Source organism: Pelagicoccus sp. SDUM812003 (genome assembly GCF_031127815.1).
In the GTDB taxonomy this organism is placed as follows: Bacteria; Verrucomicrobiota; Verrucomicrobiia; order Opitutales; family Opitutaceae; genus Pelagicoccus.
The window spans coordinates 90,557-112,382 of record NZ_JARXHY010000002.1; the positions used below are offsets into that span (position 1 = coordinate 90,557).

20 protein-coding genes are annotated in these 21,826 nt (G+C 59.8%); 16 read left to right on the forward strand and 4 right to left on the reverse strand.

Annotated elements, in window-relative coordinates; translation table 11 throughout:
• The first annotated feature begins 28 nt into the window (after positions 1-28).
• From QEH54_RS02630 to pta, 3 genes are all read left to right on the forward strand, one after another.
• Positions 29-760 carry an acyl-CoA desaturase gene (locus QEH54_RS02630; RefSeq protein WP_309017066.1) on the forward strand — a complete coding sequence of 244 codons (732 nt, stop codon included), beginning with the start codon at positions 29-31 and terminating at the stop codon, positions 758-760.
• Between the two features lie 218 nt (positions 761-978).
• Positions 979-2,175: an acetate kinase gene (locus tag QEH54_RS02635; protein ID WP_309017067.1), complete on the forward strand. Its 1,197-nt coding sequence runs from the start codon at positions 979-981 to the stop codon at positions 2,173-2,175.
• 4 nt (positions 2,176-2,179) lie between these two features.
• The gene (gene pta, locus QEH54_RS02640; protein WP_309017068.1) at positions 2,180-4,294 is read left to right on the forward strand and encodes a phosphate acetyltransferase; all 2,115 of its coding nucleotides are present in this window, start codon (positions 2,180-2,182) and stop codon (positions 4,292-4,294) included.
• 89 nt (positions 4,295-4,383) lie between these two features.
• Here the strand turns inward: pta and QEH54_RS02645 are convergent, their stop codons facing one another.
• Positions 4,384-5,031 (reverse strand): response regulator transcription factor, encoded by a 648-nt coding sequence (locus QEH54_RS02645; protein ID WP_309017069.1) that lies wholly within the window; start codon positions 5,029-5,031, stop codon positions 4,384-4,386.
• Positions 5,032-5,410: 379 nt separating this feature from the next.
• On the opposite strand from QEH54_RS02645, the gene QEH54_RS02650 reads away from it, so the two are divergent.
• Entirely contained in the window at positions 5,411-6,892 is a 1,482-nt protein-coding gene (locus QEH54_RS02650; protein WP_309017070.1) for a SulP family inorganic anion transporter, read from the forward strand.
• Positions 6,893-6,928: 36 nt separating this feature from the next.
• Positions 6,929-7,783, forward strand: a complete 855-nt coding sequence (locus QEH54_RS02655) for a universal stress protein (RefSeq protein WP_309017071.1) — start codon at positions 6,929-6,931, stop codon at positions 7,781-7,783.
• Positions 7,784-7,804: 21 nt separating this feature from the next.
• Here the strand turns inward: QEH54_RS02655 and QEH54_RS02660 are convergent, their stop codons facing one another.
• Entirely contained in the window at positions 7,805-8,644 is an 840-nt protein-coding gene (locus tag QEH54_RS02660; protein WP_309017072.1) for a ThuA domain-containing protein, read from the reverse strand.
• Positions 8,645-8,868: 224 nt separating this feature from the next.
• On the opposite strand from QEH54_RS02660, the gene purE reads away from it, so the two are divergent.
• Both purE and QEH54_RS02670 read left to right on the forward strand, forming a co-directional pair.
• The gene (gene purE, locus QEH54_RS02665; protein ID WP_309017073.1) at positions 8,869-9,360 is read left to right on the forward strand and encodes a 5-(carboxyamino)imidazole ribonucleotide mutase; all 492 of its coding nucleotides are present in this window, start codon (positions 8,869-8,871) and stop codon (positions 9,358-9,360) included.
• A complete protein-coding gene (locus QEH54_RS02670; RefSeq protein WP_309017074.1) occupies positions 9,357-10,481 on the forward strand; it encodes a 5-(carboxyamino)imidazole ribonucleotide synthase in 1,125 nt (374 codons plus the stop codon). The genes purE and QEH54_RS02670 overlap by 4 nt, the downstream gene beginning before the upstream one ends.
• 121 nt (positions 10,482-10,602) lie before the next feature.
• On the opposite strand, the gene QEH54_RS02675 is transcribed toward QEH54_RS02670, so the two are convergent.
• A complete protein-coding gene (locus QEH54_RS02675; RefSeq protein ID WP_309017075.1) occupies positions 10,603-11,184 on the reverse strand; it encodes a hypothetical protein in 582 nt (193 codons plus the stop codon).
• 218 nt (positions 11,185-11,402) lie between these two features.
• Between QEH54_RS02675 and QEH54_RS02680 the strand changes: the two genes are divergently transcribed.
• Genes QEH54_RS02680 through QEH54_RS02690 form a run of 3 tightly spaced genes read left to right on the forward strand, consistent with a single transcriptional unit; the run spans position 11,403 to position 15,515 of the window.
• A complete protein-coding gene (locus QEH54_RS02680; RefSeq protein WP_309017076.1) occupies positions 11,403-13,964 on the forward strand; it encodes a DUF3516 domain-containing protein in 2,562 nt (853 codons plus the stop codon).
• A 33-nt stretch (positions 13,965-13,997) separates the two neighbouring features.
• Positions 13,998-14,489, forward strand: coding sequence for a hypothetical protein (locus QEH54_RS02685; protein WP_309017077.1), 492 nt, complete (start codon positions 13,998-14,000; stop codon positions 14,487-14,489).
• Between the two features lie 27 nt (positions 14,490-14,516).
• The gene (locus QEH54_RS02690) at positions 14,517-15,515 is read left to right on the forward strand and encodes a lipase family protein (protein WP_309017078.1); all 999 of its coding nucleotides are present in this window, start codon (positions 14,517-14,519) and stop codon (positions 15,513-15,515) included.
• 152 nt (positions 15,516-15,667) lie between these two features.
• On the opposite strand, the gene QEH54_RS02695 is transcribed toward QEH54_RS02690, so the two are convergent.
• Positions 15,668-15,946, reverse strand: a complete 279-nt coding sequence (locus QEH54_RS02695) for a hypothetical protein (RefSeq protein WP_309017079.1) — start codon at positions 15,944-15,946, stop codon at positions 15,668-15,670.
• Between QEH54_RS02695 and QEH54_RS02700 the strand changes: the two genes are divergently transcribed.
• From QEH54_RS02700 to QEH54_RS02725, 6 genes are all read left to right on the forward strand, one after another.
• Complete coding sequence (locus QEH54_RS02700; RefSeq protein ID WP_309017080.1) at positions 15,947-16,924, forward strand: hypothetical protein; 978 nt, start codon at positions 15,947-15,949, stop codon at positions 16,922-16,924.
• 3 nt (positions 16,925-16,927) lie between these two features.
• Positions 16,928-18,187, forward strand: a complete 1,260-nt coding sequence (locus QEH54_RS02705) for an immunoglobulin domain-containing protein (protein ID WP_309017081.1) — start codon at positions 16,928-16,930, stop codon at positions 18,185-18,187.
• A 181-nt stretch (positions 18,188-18,368) separates the two neighbouring features.
• The gene (locus tag QEH54_RS02710) at positions 18,369-18,773 is read left to right on the forward strand and encodes a hypothetical protein (RefSeq protein WP_309017082.1); all 405 of its coding nucleotides are present in this window, start codon (positions 18,369-18,371) and stop codon (positions 18,771-18,773) included.
• 206 nt (positions 18,774-18,979) lie between these two features.
• The gene (locus QEH54_RS02715; RefSeq protein WP_309017083.1) at positions 18,980-19,432 is read left to right on the forward strand and encodes a RimK/LysX family protein; all 453 of its coding nucleotides are present in this window, start codon (positions 18,980-18,982) and stop codon (positions 19,430-19,432) included.
• A gap of 75 nt (positions 19,433-19,507) precedes the next feature.
• Positions 19,508-20,749 carry a 30S ribosomal protein S6--L-glutamate ligase gene (gene rimK, locus QEH54_RS02720; RefSeq protein WP_309017084.1) on the forward strand — a complete coding sequence of 414 codons (1,242 nt, stop codon included), beginning with the start codon at positions 19,508-19,510 and terminating at the stop codon, positions 20,747-20,749.
• Positions 20,730-21,791: a succinylglutamate desuccinylase/aspartoacylase family protein gene (locus QEH54_RS02725; RefSeq protein WP_309017085.1), complete on the forward strand. Its 1,062-nt coding sequence runs from the start codon at positions 20,730-20,732 to the stop codon at positions 21,789-21,791. Before rimK ends, QEH54_RS02725 begins: the two co-directional genes overlap by 20 nt.
• Positions 21,792-21,826 lie beyond the last annotated feature (35 nt).

Consider the following 21,826-nt stretch of genomic DNA (forward strand, 5'->3'; position numbering starts at 1 on the left):
GACCGCTGACCTGATCCAAACAATTCACATGTGGCTCATCATTCTGTTTTTTATCGCCCACTGGTACCTGAGCGTGTTCGCCCAGAGCTTTTTTCTGCATCGCTACGCGGCGCACGGCATGTTTCGCATGTCGCGCTTCTGGTTCCGCTTCTTCTACCTGTTCACCTGGATATCGCAGGGCTCGTCCTTTCTCAATCCTCGGGCCTACGCCATCCTGCACATGGAGCACCACAAGCATAGCGACACCGAGCACGACCCGCACTCGCCTCATTTCTTCGAAGACGTCATCTCCATGATGCTCAACACCAAGCGGGTCTATCAGGATATCCTAGCAGGCAAATACGACAACCGTCCGGATATCGCCATCAAGGACTATCCGAGTTGGCCCATGGTCGATCGCATCGGGGATAGCTGGGCCACCCGAATCGGATTCGCCATCCTCTACACGGGCTTCTACCTGACCTTCGCTCCTCACCCGGCCTGGTTCGCGCTCCTGCCGGTGCATTTCCTCATGGGCCCGGTGCACGGAGCCTTCGTGAATTGGTGCGGCCACAAGTACGGCTATGCCAACTTCGACAATGGCGACCACTCCCGCAACACCTTCGTTTGGGACCTCTTCTTCGTCGGGGAGTGCTTTCAGAACAATCACCACCGCTACCCGCGCCGAGCCAATTTCGCCAAGCGCTGGTTCGAGATCGACGTGACCTATCCGGTCATCAAGGCCCTCGATCTGGTGGGCATCATCAAGCTGAAAACCTGAGCCCGATCGCACTTGCCCGTCCCGAACGCGACGGCGCCACGAATTCGGACTGTCAGTCGAATTCGAATCCGTCGGGCGAAACGCTCGGCCCTCCCTCGGTTCGGCTAGACGTTGACCCGCACGCTTAACAATTAATTACAAGGTGTTCTTTATTTAGGAGTTGTCAGCAAAACGGTTTTCCGGAATAGGTCATCTGCCCGTAAACAAAGGGTTTCAGGATGAATGTATTGGTAATCAACTGCGGAAGCTCCTCACTAAAATTCTCAGTCGTTGAGACCGAATCCGGCAAGGATCTGGCCAAGGGATTGTTTGACCGACTGGGCAGCAAGACTCCGGGATACAAGCTGAAGAACGTTGAACGTTCCACGGAGGCCGAAGGCTCGCTCGGCGAGGGAGAAGCCCACGAGCAGGCTCTCGACTTGCTGGCTCGCTTCCTCAATCAGCCGGAAAACGACAATCTGGTGGTCACCGCGGTCGGCCACCGCATGGTGCATGGGGGCGAAAAGTTCACGGGAGCCGCCTTGATCAATGACGAGACCCTAGCCGCTGTGGAAAGCTGCTCCGCTCTGGCCCCGCTGCACAACCCATCCAACCTGCTGGGCGTGCGCAAGTCGCTCGAGCACTTCACCGATCTTCCTCAAGTGGCCGTCTTCGACACCGCGTTTCACCAGACCCTAAGCAAGGAAGCCTACCTCTACCCCATCCCGCTCGAGCTTTATCGCGAACATGGCATTCGCCGCTATGGATTCCATGGCTCCAGCCACAAGTACGTGACCTCCGAGGCGGCCCGCATTCTGGGCAAGCCTCTGGCCGAAACCAACATCATCACCATCCACCTCGGAAACGGCTGCAGCGCTGCCGCTATCGAAAACGGCAGGAGCGTGGACACCACCATGGGGCTCACCCCGCTGGAAGGACTGGTCATGGGAACGCGCTCCGGCGACCTCGATCCGGGCATCATCTTCCACCTCTACCGGTCCCTCGGCATGTCCATGGAGGAGATCGACGCCACCCTGAATAAGAAAAGCGGCCTGCTGGGACTCTCGGAACTCTCCAACGACATGCGCGAGCTTCGCCAGGCCGCCGCGGACGGAAACGAAAATGCCAAGCTCGCGCTGGCGGTATTCGAGCGGCGCCTCGCCAAATCGGTCGCCTCTCTTCGAGCCAGCATGAGCAAGCTCGACGCCATCGTCTTCACTGGCGGCATCGGCGAAAACGACGCCGTAACCCGCTCCGCCGCCTTGCGTCAGCTGGCGTTCCTAGGTATAGAGATGGACGCCGACGCCAACCAGAGCGCCGGGCGTGGCAAAAACGGATTTATCAGCACTGAATCATCAAAGGTAAAAGCGATCGTCATCCCGACCAACGAGGAGCTGATGATCGCTCGCGAAACAGCGCAACATATCGCAGACTAAAGCTATGAACCACGTATTCCTCACGGTTCCCACCGGAGCGCGAGTCGGACTATCCACCGTATCCATCGGTCTAGTACGAGCTCTTGAACGACAGGGGGTCAGAGTCGGTTTCTTCAAGCCCATCGCCCAACCTATGAGCGGCGACGACAGCTCCGAGGACCGCTCCACTCAATTCATCCGCTCCGCCACTACCATCGAGCCCCCAGAGCCTTTTTCACTAGCCGAGGCGCGTCAGTACCTCAGCGAGGAAAAGATCGAGCTCCTGCTCGAGAACATCGTGCGTCGCTTGGAGGAAGCAGCCCAGGACCTCGACGTGATCATCGTGGAGGGCCTGCTGCAAACCGACAAGTTCCCCATGGGCGCCAAGCTCAACCAGAAGCTGGCCCAAACCCTTTCCGCCCAGCTGATCCTCGTATCAGCCCTCGGGAATCGCGACCTCGAAAACCTCAATCGCGAAATCGAACTCGCTGTATCCGAATTCAAAGGACGAGTCGCCGGCTCCGTCATCAACAAGGCAGACCTCACCGTCGCCCGCGAGAGCATACATTTCGACGGCATCAGCCTGGACGGCCTGTCCAAGTACTTGGTCGACAAGTGCCCGGTATTCGAGCACGAGCAGATTCCGCTGATCGGCTTGATCCCCCACGACCAGAAGCTGCTGGCTCCTCGCGTTTCCGACGTGGCCAAGCTCGTCGAAGCGAAGGTCATCAACGAGGGCGACATGAATAGCCGCCGCGTTTTCAAAATAGAACTCTGCGCCCGCAACGTGCCCAACATGCTTCACACCCTGAAGACGGGCAATCTGTTGGTCACTCCCTCGGATCGCACCGATATCATTCTCGCCGCGTCCATGGCATCGCTAAACGGGGCTCGTCTCGCTGGATTGATTCTCACCAGCAACCAGACCCCGGACGAGCGCATCTACAAGCTTTGCAAGCTCGCTTGGGACACGGGACTTCCCGTGCTGCAGGTCGACAAGACTTCCTTCGAAACCGCTCGTGTGCTGCACGAGATGAACCTCGAGATCGCGACCGACGACTACGAGCGCATCAATCAGGCCATGGATACGGTAGCGGTCTGCGTAAACAGCGAATGGATACGCGGTACCTTGAGCTCGCACGTCAAGCGTCAGCTTTCTCCACCGGCCTTTCGCCATATGCTCACCCGCACGGCTCGCTCCAAGCGCAAGCGCATCGTGCTTCCCGAGGGCGACGAGCCGCGCACCATTCAAGCCGCGGTGGCTTGTGTGGAGCGCGATATCGCGGGCTGCGTTCTGCTCGCCGACCCGGACAACGTACGCATCAAGGCCGACGCCATGGGAATCACCCTACCGCCGACTTTGGAAATCATCAATCCTGACGACATTCGCGAAAACTACGTCGAGTCCCTGGTCGATATGCGACGCCACAAGAACATGACGGAAAAGATCGCTCGCGACCACTTGAGCGATTCCGTGGTTCTCGGCACCATGATGCTGGCCCACGACGAGGTCGACGGTTTGGTTTCCGGAGCTGTTCACTCGTCGGCGAACACCGTTCGGCCCGCCATGCAGCTGATCAAGACTCGCCCTTCCGCCAAGATCGCGTCGTCCATCTTTTTCATGTGTCTTCCGGATCAGGTCCTCGTCTACGGCGACTGCGCCATCAACCCGGACCCGAACGCGGAAGAGCTAGCCGACATCGCCATCCAGTCCGTGGACTCCGCGATCGCCTTCGGCATCGATCCCATGGTGGCCATGATCAGCTACAGCACCTTGGGCTCCGGAGCAGGCAAGGATGTGGACAAGGTGATCGAAGCCACACGCATCGTGAAGGAGCTTCGCCCCGACATCACCATCGACGGTCCGCTGCAGTACGACGCCGCAGCCATCGCAGACGTGGCCAAAACCAAGGCCCCGGACAGCCCGGTCGCAGGCAAGGCGAACGTATTCATCTTCCCCGATCTGAATACCGGAAACACCGTTTACAAGGCGGTGCAGCGCTCCGCGAACGTAGTGTCCATCGGCCCGATGCTGCAAGGCCTCAGGAAACCGGTCAACGACCTGTCGCGCGGCGCCTTGGTGGACGACATCATCTACACGATCGCCTTGACCGCCATTCAGGCTCAGCAAAACGACTAGAGTCGGTCCGACGACGACGGTTTTTTCACAAACGCTTCGACCTCTTCGCAGGCCGGAGCGTTTTTTTTCGTCCTGACCGACGGTGGTCGCTAGATCGCGAAGTTCAGCTCCACCATACGATGCTCCATGGCGTAGCGGGTGATCGAGGCCACGTTGTGCAGGTTCAGCTTTCGCATCATGCTGCAACGGTGGTTGTCCACCGTCTTCACGCTCAGCCCCAGAATGGCGGCGATGTCCTTGTTGCTGTTTCCGTTGGCGATCATGATCAGCACCTCGCGCTCGCGATCCGTCAGACTGTCCTGCGGCGACTCGGCATGCTGCGGTTCGGAAACGACCTTTCGAATGACCTCCGTGATGTTGAAACCGAAAAAGCACCCGCCATCAGCCACGATTCGAAGCGAGTTGAGCAGCTCCGAAAGGGTGACGGACTTCTCGATGTAGCCATGGGCGCCCGCCTTGAGCGTCTCCTTCACGATGATCGGACTGCGCTCGTCGGAGAAGATCACGAATCGCGACTCCGGCAGCTCCCGCTTCAAGCGACGAATGAGCTCCGGCCCGCTATGCGTTTTCAATCGAGCCTCCGTCACGATCACGTCCGGCTTGAGCTCGGAAATCTCCTCGAGCGCCTTGGCGCCGTCGCCACTCTCGCCGATAACGCTGTAGTCACGACGGTCTAACACTTCAGCAAGCATCTGCCGTATCGACGCCTGACTATCCACTAGGTAAAAGGTTTTCATGGAAAAAGGATGAAACGAAAGGGACGCTCTTGAGAATGGGACGCAGGAGCGTTTTACCCTGAATTTAGGGTTAAACACGTAGTATACGCCCTGACAAGATGAATAGCTTCAATTAGGAACCACATTTTTTGAAAATTTGCACAAGCTAAATACTCATCCCGTAAAATCCGTTGGGCGAGCGCCCGACGCAGGTTACGTACCAACGGGGCCTTCAATCGCTGCCAATGCTCACTTTGCGTTGATTTCGCGGGTCGTCTCGTTGAGTCGCTCCATCAATAGGGATTGACCCGCGTCCTTTGGGCCGTTCCCTTGCCCCCTCTTCCGCAGGACCGCCTGTCAACGACGATCGGCCCAAGCCGGTCGAGCAACGCCTTATCGCATGAACAGCACTTTTAGAGAGAATTGGATATCAAACCTACCGAGGGACCTTCTTGCCGGCACCGTGGTAGCGTTGGCCCTCATACCGGAGGCGATCGCCTTTTCCATCATCGCCGGCGTGGATCCCAAAGTCGGGCTCTACGCCTCCTTCTGCATCGCAGTGGTGACCGCCTTCGCCGGAGGCCGGCCGGGCATGATCTCCGCCGCCACCGGAGCCATGGCTCTGCTGATGACCGACCTGATCAAGGATCACGGCGTGCAGTACCTCTTCGCGGCCACTTTGCTCACCGGCGTGCTCCAGCTGATCGCGGGCTATTTCAAGCTGGGCGATTCCTTGAGGTTCGTTTCCCGATCCGTGATGACCGGCTTCGTCAACGCCCTGGCGATCCTCATCTTCATGGCCCAGCTCCCGGAATTCGTGGGACAGGGCTGGAGCATGTACGCCATGGTGGCGGGCGGCCTGGCCATCATCTATCTGCTGCCGCGCCTTACCAAGAGCGTTCCTTCGCCGCTGGTCTGCATCGTCGTCCTGACCGTGATCGCGGCCTTCTTCGGCCTGGACCATCTGCGCACGGTGGGCGACATGGGCGAACTGCCCTCCGCGTTTCCTCCGTTTCTGATGCCGGACGTTCCCTTCACGCTCGAAACCCTGTTCATCATCCTGCCCTACTCGATTCCTCTGGCGGTGGTCGGTCTGCTGGAGTCGCTGATGACCGCCACCATCGTGGACGGCTTGACCGACTCCGAGAGCGACAAGAATCGCGAATGCAAGGGTCAAGGACTGGCCAACGTAGTGACCGGCTTCTTTGGCGGCATGGCCGGCTGCGCCATGATCGGCCAGAGCGTCATCAACGTGAAGTCCGGCGGGCGCGGGCGCTTGTCCACGCTTTGGGCGGGCATCTTCCTCTTGATCCTCATCCTGCTGCTGGACGAGTGGGTCAGCATGATTCCCATGGCCGCATTGGTCGCCGTCATGATCATGGTTTCCATCGGTACCTTCAGCTGGAGCTCGATCAAAAACCTGAAAACCCACCCCAAGTTCACCTCCTTCGTCATGTTGGCCACGGTGGGCGTGGTGGTCTACACCCATAACCTTGCCTACGGAGTGCTGGTGGGCGTCATCCTCTGCGCCCTCTCCTTCGCTCACAAGGTGGCTCAGCTGGTTTCCATCACCTCCAAGCGCGAATCCGGCAGTCGCGAGCGAACCTACATCGTCGAGGGCCAGCTCTTCTTCGTATCCGCCTCCAACTTCTCCAACGCCTTCGATTTCTCGGAGGTGCTCGAGCGGGTGGTGATCGATGTCAGCCGGGCCCACTTCTGGGACTTGTCCGCCGTGACAGCGCTCGACAAAGTGGTTCTCAAGTTCCGCCGCGAAGGAGCGGAAGTGGAAATCCTTGGCCTGAACGAAGCAAGCGCTACCATCGTCGGAAAGCTCGCAGTGCACGACAAGCCAGGAGCTCCCGAATCCCTCGACAGCCATTAGTCTCCCCAGAAAACCATAGCCAACCGCCCACTTCTCATGAAAACCGTTCTCTGCTTCACCGACGGATCCCCCTACGCCCAAAGCGTCTACGACCACAGCGTCTGGGCAGTCAATCAGCTCCAGACCGACCTCCGCATCGTGCATACCCTCAACCCGCACCGAGAGCGAGCCAGCTTGGCGGACCTCAGCGGCAGCATCGGTCCGGAAGCCTACGACTCGCTGATGAACGATCTGGTCGCCTTCGATCGCGAGCGGGCTCGGCTCGCCCAAGTGAAGGGCGAAGCCATCCTCAGCGAAGCGAGCCGCCACGTGAAGGAAAAGGGCATCCAAGGTGTGGATACGGAGCTGAGGCACGGACTCTTCGTCGACGTGCTGGAGGACATCCAGCAAAACGTGGATTTGATCGTAATTGGAAAACGGGGACAAAACGCGGCGATCGAAATGAAGCATCTCGGGGTGAATATCGAGCGCACCTTGCGGGTGGCCAAGTGCCCGGTCCTGGTGGCCTCGCGCGCCTTCAAGCCGATACGGCGCTGCTTGCTGGCCTTCGATGGCGGTCCGAGCTCCCTCAAGGCCCTGGAGTTCATCGCCACCCATCCCCTCTTGAGGGATGTGGAGATCGACCTGCTTCTCGTGGGCAAGGACGACGATCGCCACCGCAACGAAATCAACGACGCCACCGAGCGGCTGAGAGACGCGGGCTTCGTGGCCAAAGGCGAAATCCGCGAAGGCGAGCCCGCTCGGATCATCACCGACAAAGTGGAAAACTACGCCTACGACATGCTCGCCATGGGGGCCTACGGCCATTCTCGAGCGAAGCGGCTTCTCATCGGCAGCACCACCGCCACCCTGACCCGCGACTGCCACGTGCCGATCCTCATGTTCCGCTAGCCTGCCGACTCGCTCCGGGTCTCAGCGCAGCGAAATCGAGTCCGAGCAGGGAAACGCCTCGGGCGCCGGTCGCGTCACCGCCCCAGTGGCGGCCCACTCGGCGCCGCGCAGAAACGTTTCGACGAATCCGACGCAGCGCAGCGACTCCGGCGCTTCGGTCCGATCGAAATGCACGTGTCCAAGCGTCGTGTGAAACACCCGCCCCTTGCCGTATTCGATGGCCATCAGCACCGGCTCGTTTTCGCCCGTGCCGCCTTCAACCTCATCCGGATCCGCTCGCGAGGTGGCCAGTACCGTGACGTTCCGAGCCGGACCGCGCAGCTGACTGTAGAGTTCGTCCGTGGCGTGCAGCCATCGCTGCGGCAAGCCCCGCAACACCGGATGCTCCTCGGCGCGGCTCTCGATTTCGAAGGCGTAGGGCGGCGGATGCGTCGCGGCGCCCGGCCTTGAGTCGAGCTCCATTTTCCCGTTTCGCCATCGGATCATGGACCCGTCCTTCTCGTCGCGCCCGCCCCAGCCTCCGACCGCGATCATCTCGTTGAAGGCCGGCCAGTCAGGAAAGGCGTTGTTGGTGGAGTGAAAAACGACCAGGCCTCCTCCCTCCTCCATGTAGGTTTCAAACGCCTTGCGCGTCTCTATCGGCCACGCCTCGCCCTCGTAATCGAGCACGACCACGTCATAGGCGCCCCAATCCGGCGCAAAGCCCCGCATCGATTCGCCTGCAGCCGGGCTTTCCAGATAGGTGACCCGAAAGCGATCCTCCTGCTCGAGCAGTGACCGGAGGTAGCGGCTGCTCACCGGCCAATTATGCCATTCGCCACTTTGGCCGGTCAAAAGAAGAAGGGAGAGAGGTCTTGTCATGGGCTCGCTGGGAAAAGTCTGAAACAGAATCGCTAAAGCTGGCGACTGGTCACTATGGCCGCAATCCGCTCGGCGCGGCAACTCGCGAGCGCCGTTTTCCGTTCTTCCAATAGAAAGCCGACCGCGTCCGCTGGTCGATTCTCACTTGCCTTTCACGGAAATTCGCTTCGCCTTTTTGCCTTGCGACGCCGCAACCCCCTCCGTTAATCACCCGCATCTTAACCATGTCTGAAAAAACTCCTCTCGTCGGCATCATCATGGGCAGCAACTCCGACTGGCCCACCATGCAAGAAGCAGCCAAGATTCTCGAATCCTTTGGCGTGCCTTTCGAAGCTCAGGTCGTGAGCGCCCATCGCACTCCGGAAAAGATGTACGACTACGCCAAAGGAGCCAAACAGCGCGGTCTTAAGTGCATCATCGCCGGAGCAGGAGGAGCGGCTCACCTGCCGGGCATGGTTTCGGCCCTGACCACTCTTCCCGTGCTTGGGGTGCCGGTGCAATCCAAGGCCCTAAAAGGCATGGACTCGCTGCTATCCATCGCCCAGATGCCCGGCGGCATTCCCACCGCCACTTTCGCTATCGGCTCCGCGGGCGCCAAAAACGCGGGACTCTACGCCGTGTCGATCCTGGCCCTTTCCGACGACAATCTCGCCGAGCGGCTCGAATCCTACCGAGACGACCTCAAGGCCAAAGTGGAAGCGATGGAGCTGTCATGATCGAGCCCGGAGCGACTATCGGAATCCTTGGCGGCGGCCAGCTCGGCCGCATGACGGGACAGGCGGCCAGGGCCCTGGGCTACGGCTTCGTGGTCTACGAGCCTCAGGAAAACTGTCCCGCTGGACACGTGGCGGATATGGAAATCAACGCCGACTACGCCGACGAATCCGCTTTGCAACTGCTGGCGGACGCGGCGGATGTCGTCACCTACGAGTTCGAAAACGTGCCCAGCGAAGCGACGCACTATCTCGGGCGACACCGGAAGCTGCATCCGCGTCCTGAGATTTTGCATACATGCCAGAATCGCGAGAGGGAGAAGACATTTCTTCGCGACAGCGGCATTCCCTGCGCTCCCTTCGCCATCGTGGATTCCGAAGAGGATCTCGCAGCGGCCTTGGAGAAGATCGGCACACCTTGCGTGCTCAAGACGGCAGCCTTCGGCTACGACGGAAAAGGACAGCTGAAAATCGACGACGATTCTCCAAACGTATCCGAAATCTGGAAACAGTTCGGCAAGCATCGGGCGGTTCTGGAAGGCTGGATGGATTTCGAAATGGAAATCTCGGTCATGGTCGCTGCCAACGAACAGGGCGAAATCGCCACCTTTCCCATCGCCGAAAACATACATACCAACCACATTCTCGACTACTCGATCGTTCCCGCCCGCATCTCGAAGGATCTGAGCGAACGAGCCGAAGAGCTGGCGAAGGAAGTCGCCCGCAAGCTGGGGCTGGTCGGTCTGCTCGGCGTGGAGCTGTTCGTGCTCAAGGACGGCGCCCTAGCGGTGAACGAGCTGGCCCCGCGCCCTCACAATTCCGGGCACTACACCATAGACGCCTGCGTCACCAGCCAATTCGAGCAATTCGTGCGGGCGGTCTGCGGCTTGCCGCTGGGCTCGACGGAGCTGCTGCGCCCCGTGGTGATGGTCAACATTCTAGGCGACGCCTGGCAAGGACGCACACCGGACTGGTCCTCGCTGCTCCGCCACCCGCAGGCCAAACTGCACCTCTACGGCAAGAAGCAGGCCCGCGTCGGTCGCAAGATGGGCCACTTCTGCGTGCTGGCCGACTCCGTAGACGAGGCCTTCGCCCTCGCACGCGAATTGAAGTCGAGCCTCTAGCCGGACGATAAACAAGGATCGCCGCCGGGAGCGCGGGACTCCGCCCCTAAAGCGAAGCGAAACAAAAAAGGACGCCTCCAGCAAAGAGGCGTCCACGAGAAAAACAGAATGGTTCAGTTGGCTAGAAGGCCCAGCGAGCGCTCAAGGAGAACGACGCGTCCTCGCTCTCGGTGTTGTAGCCCAAGGCGATCTCCCCGTTGAAGCTGTCGGTGAACCAGTGGTTGTACCCTACGTCGAAGCTCACGCCGAAGTCCCCGAAGTCTTCGCTGTCCAAATAAGAAATCGAAGTGGTGAGGTTGGAGTTTTCAGCGAGCTCGTATTCAGTTCCCACTGACACGCCGTACACCAGGTCGCTCACGTTTGGAGACCACCAGTAGCCAGTTTCAGCCTGGAAATAGCCCAAAACCGGGGCGATGTATACCTTGGTCAAACTGCCTTGAGATACTGGTGCGTAGAAGGTCACGTCGATCACCGCCGTTTCCACGATGCCTTCCTCGTCGCGACCCAGCTCGATCGCGAGATCCAGCATGTCCGCCTTGATCGGCATATTATAGGCGAGTCCGAAGCCGAAGTCGTCGAAATCGCTATCGGTGGCTACGCCGACTTCGAGGTAGCGCTTGCCGAGGAGGCCTTCCGAGTGGGCGAGCGTGGCGCACGCCAGGAACGTTGAGACGCCAGCGATCAATCTGCAGTATTTGTTCATGGATAGTTTGGGTTTGATAAGTAGAACTGAAGAAATTCGCCCTACCGCAGAACAGGCAACCGCCTCCTTGTCAACACCTATGCAATTCAACGCTATTTTTTTAGGTAATTCCCTGATTCCACGGTGGTACGCCAGGCGCCGTTCCGATTCGCGAGTCGATCTCGAGTCCAAGTTTCCCCTTTCCACTTAACCGATCCCTCTCCACGCTGCCCGGCTTCATGTCATTTCCTCTCGAGCCCGCCAAAGCCCTCAACGATCCCGACGCCCTTCTGGAGCGCTTTCTCGACTACGTCACCGAGAAAGGCATCGAGCTCTACCCTGCTCAGGAGGAGGCCATCCTGGAGATCTTCGCTGGCAAGAACCTGATCCTCAATACGCCGACCGGTTCCGGCAAGTCGCTGGTCGCGGCAGCGATGCACTTCTATTCGGCCTCCCTGGGTCGGAGATCGGTCTACACCTGCCCCATCAAGGCCTTGGTAAACGAGAAGTTTCTCTCGCTTTGCCGAGACTTCGGCCCGGAAAACGTCGGCATGATGACCGGAGACGCTTCGGTCAACCGCGACGCTCCTATCCTGTGCTGCACCGCGGAGATCCTCTCCAACATCGCCTTGCGTGACGGTCCCCTGGCCAAGGTGAACGACGTCATCATGGACGAATTCCACTACTACTCCGACCACGAGAGAGGCGTCGCCTGGCAGGTCCCCCTGCTCACCCTGCCGCATTGCCAGTTTCTGCTCATATCCGCCACCTTGGGCGATACCGCGTTCTTCTCCCGCGGCTTGGAGGATCTCACCGCCAGAGAATGCGTCACCGTATCCAGCAAACAACGACCGGTTCCGCTGGAGTTCGACTATCGCGAGGCGACCTTGGTCGAAGCCCTCGACAAGCTGGAAAAGGAAAACAAGCTGCCTGTCTACATCGTGCACTTCACCCAGAAGGCGGCCTCCGACACCGCGCAGAATCTCCTGAGCCTCAACGTCTGCACCAAGGAGGAGAAAGCTCTCATCAAAGAGGAGCTCCAAGGCGTGGAATTCACTAGCCCCTTCGGCAAGGAAATCAAAAAATGCCTGCAAAGCGGCATCGGCTTGCACCACGCTGGCTTGCTGCCTAAGTACCGCGTGCTGGTGGAAAAGTTCGCCCAGAAGGGCATGCTGAAGTTCATCTGCGGCACCGATACCCTAGGCGTCGGCGTAAACGTGCCCATCCGGACCGTGCTCTTCACCCAACTCTGCAAATACGGCGGGCGCAAGACCTCCATCCTCAGCGCTCGAGATTTCCATCAGATATCCGGACGCGCTGGCAGAAAAGGGTATGACGACGTTGGATACGTCGTTTCACTCGCCCCTGAACACGTGGTGGAGAACAAGAGAGCCGAAGCCAAAGCCGGCGACGACAACAAGAAGAAGCGAAAGCTGGTTAAGAAAAAGCCGCCCGCTCGCGGCTACGTGCAGTGGGACGAAGAAACCTATCTCAAGCTGCAAACCTCGCCCGCGGAACCCTTGGAATCCCAGTTCAAAGTCTCCCATGGCATGCTGCTCAACGTGCTCAGCCGCCAAGGAGACGGCTGCCGTGCCATGCGCCAGCTCGTCTCCGACAGCCACGAAACCGAAGCCGCCAAAAAGAAGCATCGTCGCAAGGCCTTCCAGCTGTTTCGTGCCCTGGTGGAGCGAAACATCATCGAGATTTCTCCACCCGACGAGCCTGGTCGAAAACTGCGGGTGAACGTCGAGCTGCAGGACGACTTTTCCCTCAACCAAACGCTATCGCTGTATTGCATCGACGCCCTCGCCCTCCTGAACCGCGACGACCCGGACTACGCCCTCAAGCTGCTCAGCCTCGCGGAATCCATCCTGGAGAATCCCGACGCCATCCTGCGTCGCCAGCTCGACAAGCTGAAGACCGACGCGGTCGCGGAAATGAAGGCCGCCGGGATAGAGTACGAGGAACGTATGGAAAAACTGGAACAGCTGGAGCATCCCAAGCCGGAGGCCGAGTTCATCTACGAGACCTTCAACGCCTTCGCCACCGAGCACCCTTGGGTGGGATCGGAAAACATAAAGCCGAAATCCATCGCCCGAGAGATGTTCGAGCGCTATAGCAACTTCAGCGACTACGTGAAGCTCTACGGGCTCCAGCGAGCCGAAGGCCTGCTGCTTCGCCATCTGACAAACGTCTACCGCGTATTGGACAATACCATACCGCCAAGCTTCCGAGACGACCAAGTCGACGAGATCATCATCTACCTGGAGCACCTGCTGCGTCACGTCGATTCCAGCCTGATCGACGAATGGGAACGCATGCGTGATCCCGACTACCAGTCCGACGCCGCCGCGGCGGACTCTCTGCCCGAATCGACACGCGCCGCCGACATCACACGCGATCGCAAGGCGTTCACCAAACGGATTCGCGACGAGCTCTTCCAGTTCATTCGCCTTCTCGCTAGCAAGAGCTATCAGGAACTCGACAAGCGCTACGACTTGCCCCCCCTGTTTCAAAGCGATTCCGACGACGCCCCGAAATGGTGCGACGTCGAACTGGAGCGACACATGGAACCCTACTATGCATCCAGGTCGTGGATACGCCTGGATCCTGCCGCCCGAGCCTTCGAGCACACCCATATCGACGAGTCCGACGACCGATCCCAGTGGACCGTGAGCCAAACCCTCATCGACTCCGAAGATCTCAACGACTGGTCGCTTGATATCACCGTGGACCTACCCGCCTCCAAAGATCAGCAAAAGGTGGTGTTCGCTTTGAAATCTCTCGCTCCGATCGCCTAAGGCCGCATTCTTCCCTCCCAAGCATTTCGACCTGTGACGAACGATCTCATCTACACTTCCTACGACGAATTCGACGCCGACTACCTCGAGGCCCTTATCCAGGAGGTCGACGCCCTCGCCCAAGAGCATCGCTGGTGGCGCCAGCCCATCGCGGTCGCAGCTCATCCTAGGAATCCGTCACTCCTTCATGGATACACGAAACTGATGCATCGCTATATCGATGGCGATGGAGCAGCTCCGCGCAAGCTCGACTATCGCGAGGATACGCTCATGGGCATGGTCGACTACTTGACCATCGTTGAAATGCTCACCTTGCTGAGCAAGGAGCACGAGTTCACATGGGAGCTGTTTCAGCCCGCCGAGCCTCGCCCCAAGCTCATCGGCCGCATCGAGGACGGCGAGCTCGATGCGAAGATCATCGACTTCCTACTCCCGGAAATCAACGCTCTGGAAATCACCGATCGCGAGCTGGAAGACCAAGCGCTGCACGAACGCATTCGGGCGAAATACTTCGGATCAAAATAGTCGCTCCCTGCTCCCTCACGGAACACGATGCCGTCCCGCTTCTCCTCATCGCTCTCGCTCGTTGCCGCAATCATCGCGCTTGCGACTTCCGGGGCGCTGCGGGCCGAGGAAGGAGATCTTTCCCACGAAGCCCTCTTCGCACCGAACAAGACGTTTCCGTACTTCGAAAGCTGCGGCGAGCTGTATCCAAATCCTCCGAGCGTTTTCGACGCTCGAAACGCGGCCTTTCTCGCCCAGTGCAGCATGTTGATCTATGTGAAAGAGCCGGACTTCATCGAAGAAACCCTCGCCAATGCAGGCTTTCCGAAGGTCCGCTTTTTCGAGGCTGAGGGCACCTACGCGTTTTTGGCGGAAAACGAAACGCAGCGCGTTCTGGTCTTTCGCGGCACCGAGACGGGCGACCGGGTCGACTATTGGACTGACGCCCAGATCCTGCAGATCGACTTCGGACCTATCGCCAAAGGAAAGGCCCACGCCGGATTCGCGCGGGCCCTGCAGGCGGTTTTTCTGGACATCGAAGCCGCAGCCAGCGAGCGGGAATCATCCAGCGACGCAAGCGCCTCGGAGAAAAAACGATTCTGGGTCGCCGGACACAGTCTAGGGGCCGCTTTGGCGACCCTTTTCGCCATACAGAGCCCAGACCGACTCGAAGCGGTGTACGCCATCGGCAGTCCGCGTTGCCTGAACGCCAAGCTCGCCAAGCACGCGGAAAAGTCGCTTCCAGTGTATCGAGTGATCAATGACAACGACATCGTGCCGCGCGTGCCTGCTCGCCCCTTGTACCGGCATGTCGGGTCGAGCTACCTGATCACCTCCGACCGCGAGCTGCTGGTCGACCCGCCAATGCTCGAAAAATGGGAACAGCGTTTTCGAGGACACAAAGCCTACCTCAAGACGCTCTTCGAAGAGAATTGGAGCCGCAGCGATTTCAACGCCATACCCTCGGATTCCTTCGCCGACCACTCCCCTCGGCTCTATGTCGAGGCCCTCATCGCTCTCTCGCAGCAAGGCGACGCGGACGGTTGAGGATTTCGCCCTGCGAGCAAAGTTGTCCAATTCGGGAATAAACGCCAGGGCCTCGGCCTCTCTTTTGGCATGCGCTCCGTCCTATCCCATTGGCGAAAGCTGTTGCTCGCCGGTTCGCTCGTCATCCTGGCGGGATGCTCCGCGGTTCCGGTTTACCAGCAGCGGCTCGTTTCGAAACCCAGCATGGTCTTCTCAGACTCGCTGGTGGAAAACGCTCCCGCCCCCCTGACCACCCAAATCGAGCCAGGCTCCGCCACCTCCGGGGGTGCCCAAGCCACGGGCTGCTCCGCTTGCCGATGACGCGCCGCGCCCCAGGCTTGCTTCCTCTCGGCCTTCTCGTCGGACTTTTCGGATGCGTCCTTGCGCCGACGAGCCATGCCGTAGACGCTGCCGAAGTCGCCTTCCAGCGGCTCGAAAGCGAGCTCTTTCACGTGTCGTACGCCTCGATACAGGCCTCGCAGCAACTGGGAAAATGGAGCGGCCAAGCCACCTACAGCATCAGCCGCTTCGAGGTGGAGTTCGTCCCAGCCCCTTTCGACTTTCTTGGCAGCGAGACCGAGCTGGACGAATGGGCCCACTCGCTGGCGTTGAGCCTTTCGCGTCCCATCAGCGAGACGCTTTCCATGGAGTGGGATTTCGCAGGGCGCGACGGGTTTTCCAACTATCGTAGCGTTTGGCTGGATACCTATTTCGCTCAGCACTTCGGGCCGCTGGAGGGCGTGCCGGGGCACGAGCTTTATCAGGAGGTCACGCCAAGCGCCCTCAGCGCCACTGGCGGTTTGCGATGGCAGTACCTGCCGGCCAGCGGTATGGTCACGCTGTCCCTGACCCAGGTGCAAGAAGAGGTGTCCCCTGGCTACGAAATCGATTTCGACGGGATCCGACGCAGCGAGCTCGTCTTGGCCACCACCGCCATGAGTCTGGTCGCGGAAAACGTGCTCTCGCCGCGCCTTCGGTCCCGTCTGGCTCTCACCGCCAGCGATACCTCCGCCCGCCAGACCCGTTACTCCGCCGAGTTCGCCCTCAACGCCGCTCTCGCCGAAAAATGGGTCTGGCGCAACACGCTGGGCGGTTCCAGGGAGGATCCGCAGTTCGACGCCTACTTCTTCGACACTGCGGTAGAATACCAGGTCGGCGAGCGTCTCTCCCTCTACCTCAAGGCCCGTCGCTACCGAGACACTGGCGAAATCGAAAACGCCCTTCTCTTCAGCACCGCCGCCCCGGGCCTGCGAAACGATTCCATCGGCGGCGGGCTTCGCCTAGTAACGGAAAACTGGAGCTGCCACCTGTCCGCGACCCACTCGCGCAGCGACTACGAGCAGCGACCCGGCAATACGGATTTCTTCCAAAACCTCTACCGCGACGACGATTGGCTCAGTCTGCAGCTCGCGGTTTCGAAGGCCTTCTAGATCATGCCTAGACACCGCATCCAGACTCCGTCTCGCACTCGCTTCGCGAAAAAGGAAATCACACTCGCGGCCCTGCTGTCCTGTCTCCTGTTTCTCGCTACCGCGCAAGCTCAGCAATACCAAACGGGCGACATCGTCAGCGACTTCACCCTAGTGGACAGAGCCACCGGCGCGACGGTTTCGCTCTACGATTTCGAAGGTCAGATCGTCTTTCTGGAGTGGTTCGCCTACTGGTGCCCCTTTTGCCAGGCCGCGGCGGAAGACATTCACTCTGGCATCGTCACCCACTACGGCACCAGCGACGGTCGCAATCCTCACGGGGCTCCAGTGACGCACATCGGTCTCAACCTGCAGGCCGGGGCGGAGGAGCTCAGCCAAGAGTTTATCGACAGCTACGGACTCGGTTTGGTGCTCAACGACTTCGATCGCGGCGTCGCTTCGCGCTTCCAGCCATCCGACCAGCCGATCTTCGCAATCATCAACGGGGTGGCCAACTCGCCCTCCCACCAACAATGGGAGCTCCTCTACTCGCGCCTCGGCTACGGCGATCTCAGCCAACCCGTCGACACCTTCCGTCAAGTCATCGACAGCGTGCAGGTTGGCTCCTCCTCCGAGCCGCCGACCATCGACACGCCACCCGAGCCAGGCCGCGTTGGCGAAGGCTCCACCTTCTCCTTTCGCGTAGAAATCCATCCCTCCAACGGCGTGAGCTACCAATGGTACAAGGATGGCTCGCCCCTCGACGGAGCCACGGAAAACGAATTGCGTTTCCCAGCCGCCGGGCTCGACGACAGCGGCTCCTATCACGTGGTGGCCAGCAATGCCGCGGGCGAAGTCTCGAGCGAACCCGTCGCCTTCCAAGTCGCCCAAACGCTTTCTGGATTTCTCGGGCGCAGCGGGCTTCCCGCGGAGCAGCGCCTGCCTGGCGCCGATCCCGATGGCGATGGCTTCGCCAACCTTTTCGAGTTTCTGGCCCAGACCGAGCCCGATTTCGCCGGTTCGCGGCCCTCGTTGATCATTCGTCCCGCCAGGGGAGAGGGCTCGTCCGGGGACGAACTGCGCCTCTCGTTCCCCCTAGGCGACAACACCATCGGCTACCAACTGCAGGTCGAATTGTCCGAATCGCCTCGATTCGATCAGGTCCTCAGCACTCTGAGCTTCGAGGCGGAGCCGAACGGAAACCGCCAGAGCGCCACCGCTCCGTTAGCGGGTGGAACGCTCTTCGCCCGGCTGACGGCATCGCCCGTGGAGCCCTCCCAGTAGGGACATTTTCACGGCCACGGCCCGGCAGCCGGAAAAATTGCCCGCGCTTTCCACGATTTCGAATCGCAATTTCGAAAGGCTTGGCGTTTGCTGTCCCTCGACATCGCGCTCCGGAGTTCACTTGCCGGGCCGCGACGCAACGAGTAAACCCCTCGCAACCAATCCAGCACGCTTCGTTCAAATGACCGCATTCGCCCGTCTCGCCGCCTCCCTTATCGCCTGCCTCTTCGTGGCCTCGCTCGCTCCAGCGCAAGAGGCGAGCCTGCAGCAGTTCGGTCCCTACGTGGCCCTCGCCCGCGACGCCAACATCGTCAAAGATGTCAAAGTGGAGGAAAACGGCCGCATCTACCTGCTGCTCAATCCCGATTTCAAGGAGAAGGAAATCACGCTCAAGAACTCCTCGTCCCTGAAGTCCGGATACAGAAAGTGGTTCAATGGCGAGTACGAGCTCATCTCCCCGGCCAACCAAGGCAAAGCGCCCAACGAATACACCGATTGGGTCGAGACCACCGGAAACTACATCGAATACTACATGGATGGAAATCTCATCCTCCACCTCGCCAAGAAATCCGTCCACAAGCCCTAACGCCGCCTCATCGCCCATTCGCTTCCCCCCCAAAGGAGGTTCGCCCGCTTCGCCCCTCGGCGGTCCGGCTCGAATATTCTCCAAATCGCGCTTGCGCTTTCGCGAAAAACTGATTCTTCACAGCGGCAAAACTCGCGCTTCATCGTTCACGACAAGGGGAAGGCGAGCTCGCGATTTGCCGCTTACGCTTTCGTTTCCCATATAAAATGTCCAAAGACCACCCGACGACTATCGGCTGGAAGGAGTCTATAGATTTGCCCGAGTGGGGCATCATCGATATCACAGCAAAAGCTGATACCGGCGCCAGACGATCCGCCATCGATGTCGAACGCATCGTCGAACTCCCCGATGGACGCGTCCAGTTCGATGTCGCCGCCGATAGGCGCACAGGTCAGCTGCGCCGCACCATCGTGGCCGATATCGCGCACCAGACCCATGTGCGTTCCAGCAACGGGCAGCAGCACGAGCGCTACTTCGTCACCACCTCGGTACGCGTCGGTGACGTGACCAAGGAGATCGAACTCAGCCTCAGCAATCGCCGCCACATGCAATGCCGCATGCTGCTCGGCCGAAAAGCTCTTGAGGAGGATTTTCTGGTCGATTGCTCCAGCTCCTTCCTCACCCGCCCCAATCGAAAACCAAAACTCAAGCGCGGCTAGCCAGCGCGAACTCGAGAGGCGGCAGGCCGCTAGAAACCACACCGCTTTCTCTTAACCATCCAACCACACTTTCAGATGCAACAACTCAAGATTGGCATCCTCTCCCGCGGACCCCGCCTCTACAGCACTCGTCGCCTACGAGAAGCCGCCGAACAGCGCGGCCACAAGGTGAAGGTCCTCAACACCATGAAGTTCGGCATGTACATCGAAGCTGGACGACCGGACCTCACCTACTATGGCAAGCAGATCAGCCACTACGACGCGGTTATCCCGCGTATCGGCACTTCCATTACGTTCTACGGAACCGCCCTCGTCAGACAATTCGAGCAGATCGGTACCTATTGCTTGAATACAGCCGATGCCATCATGGCCTCGCGCGACAAGCTGGCGTCCATGCAGGAGCTTTCCAGCCACAACATCGGCATCGCGGAAACCGCGTTCGTCTACGAACAGAAGGACATTCTGCACGCCATCCAAGCCATGGGCGGCGCTCCTGTCGTCATCAAGCTGCTCTCCGGCACGCAAGGCATCGGCGTCATCCTAGCGGAGAGCAACAAGGTCGCGGAAGCGATCATCGAAACCCTCTCCAGCGTGAAGCAGAACGTGCTGGTGCAGAAGTTCGTATCCGAATCCAAAGGACGTGACATTCGAGCCTTCGTAGTCGGCGATCGCGTGGTCGCCGCCATGCGACGCACCGCGGCCGGCCAGGAGTTTCGCAGCAACGTGCATCGGGGCGGAGCGACCCAAGCGGTCGACCTGGATCCCGAATACGAGCGCACGGCGGTTCGAGCCGCACAGATCCTCAACCTGCACGTGGCAGGCGTCGACATGCTCGAGGGCAAGGACGGACCAGTTATCATGGAGGTAAACTCCTCGCCCGGCCTCGAAGGCATCGAAAAAGCGAGCGGAGTCGACATCGCCACCGAGATCGTCAAGTACCTAGAAGAGCAGATCCGCTTCGGAAACTTCGACGTGCGGGAGCGCCTTTCCCTCACCAAAGGCTACTCCGTGACCGAATTCACGGTGGAGCCCAACGCTCAGATCGCTGGGAAGACCATTTCCGAATCCGGGCTTCGCGAGCGGGATATCGTTATCCTGCGCATCGTGCGCGGGCCCGACCATATCGCCAACCCCAAGGGCACTCGGATCATCGAAGCCGGCGATTCGCTGCTCTGCTACGGGCTGAAAAGCGCATTGCAAAGCCACCTGCCTACCTTGGTTCGACCAAAACGTCGCAAAAAGAAAAAGAAGCCCGCTAGCGAGGGCTCCACCGCCGCCACCGACCATCCGTCTCCGAATGAAGAGAAGAACGCTTAGAATCGGCGGAGTCACCATCCGCCCGGGAGAAACCAAGGACATCGGCCTGAGGCTCTCCGAGACCTACACGGGCGATCTGGTACGCATGCCGGTGCGCGTCATTCGAGCCAAGAAGCCGGGTCCGCGCGTGTTCGTGACCGCCGCCATCCACGGCGACGAGATCAATGGCACCGGCATCATTCACGACTTTCTCTTCGGCGACACCTGCGAGATCGAAAAGGGAGCCCTCATTCTCGTACCGGTGGTGAACGTGCTGGGCTTCGAGAACAACCAGCGCTACCTGCCGGACCGTCGCGACCTGAATCGCAGTTTCCCCGGGGCTCCTCGCGGCAGCATGGCCTCGCGCATCGCTCACACCCTGATGAGCGAAATCACCGCGAATTGCGACTTCGGCATCGACCTGCACTCCGCCGCCTTCCAGCGCACCAACTTTCCCAACGTGCGAGCGGATCTCGCCAACCTGGAGATCCGCAAGCTGGCTCGGGCTTTCGGCTGCGCCCTTGTCATCGACGGAAAAGGACCGCTGGGATCCTTTCGTCGCGAATGCGCCCGGGCCGGCTGCCCCACCATCATCCTCGAAGCAGGCGAGCCGTGGAAGATCGAGCCCAGCGTGCTCCAGATCGGCGTGCAAGGCATCCGCAACGTGCTCATCCACCTAGGAATGCTGGCTGGCAAGGTCACCCCACCGCCCTATCAGGCCATCATCCGCAAGACGCAATGGGTCCGCGCCACGGTGGGAGGCATTCTGAAGTTTCACATCAGTCCCGGCGAATTCGTAACGGAAAACCAGCCTATCGCCACCAACTACAGCATTCTTGGCATGGAGCAGAACATCATCACCAGCCCCACCAACGGCATCGCCATCGGCATGGCCACCATGCCAGCGGTCAAGCCGGGCGAGCCGGTATGCCACATCGCCACGCTCTCCTCCCAGCAGATCCGGCGCTACCAAGCTCAACTTGAAAAAGCCAAGGAACACGCCTACGTCCAAGCTCAGACGGATCTCGCCACCAACATGGATGTCGTAACGTCGCCTGAATGAATCGGCGCTAACTTTGCTATACACCACCCGCGCCT